1 protein-coding gene is annotated in these 709 nt (G+C 32.6%); it reads right to left on the bottom strand.

The window, feature by feature from the left end:
- Positions 1-305: 305 nt before the first annotated feature.
- A partial coding sequence (locus tag A7456_RS11440; protein WP_158512506.1) for a hypothetical protein occupies positions 306-709 on the bottom strand: 404 nt, incomplete at its 5' end.

Raw genomic sequence — 709 nt, 5'->3', positions numbered from 1 at the left:
AATGATACAAAAATTCCTAATCATTCTTTTTACATAAGTCATGATTGTTCTCACAAGTTTTAGTCTTTAATTACCCTCTAAATACAATCATCAACTATATCTTTCATAAAATCATTTTCTTATTTGCTTAATCATATCTTTCAAAGATATTAAAATATATTTAAATGTATCCTTTGCATGAAAAATTGCTGTTATAAATAATAATACAAACAAAAATATTCTTACATTATCTGCAAAATATTTACCAAAAAAAACCAAAACAGAACCAAGAAAGAAATATATAAAATTAATTTTTTTATTCATGTTTATTTACACTCTTTTTCTGTTTGCACCGAACAAACCTTTACAGCTAAACCAAAATCAGCTCCTGATGATGCTCCTCCATGATACCCCACCGAACCATTACTATACAAAGACACATTACCTTTCACTCCTGCAATAGGAACTACAGCACCATCAATTGAAACGCCATAATATTTCTCTCCTGGTGTAAGATTTCCAGTTGCCAACTCTTGATTAAAGCCAGCCGATCCGCCAACTCTTGGTCCAAGCAAAAAACAAGTTGCATCAACTGTACAAGCATTACCCTTAATGTCCGTAGCAATACCCCTGCTTTGAGCAAACCCAAATAGTGCCACTCCTGAAGCTTCAACAGAAGTTGTAGTATTTATCCCAGATGTTGCATTATTGACGACATTGCGAGCATAAT

Source organism: Moraxella nonliquefaciens (assembly GCF_001679005.1).
GTDB lineage: Bacteria > Pseudomonadota > Gammaproteobacteria > Pseudomonadales > Moraxellaceae > Moraxella > Moraxella nonliquefaciens.
This window is presented reverse-complemented; position numbering and strand designations above follow the sequence as displayed.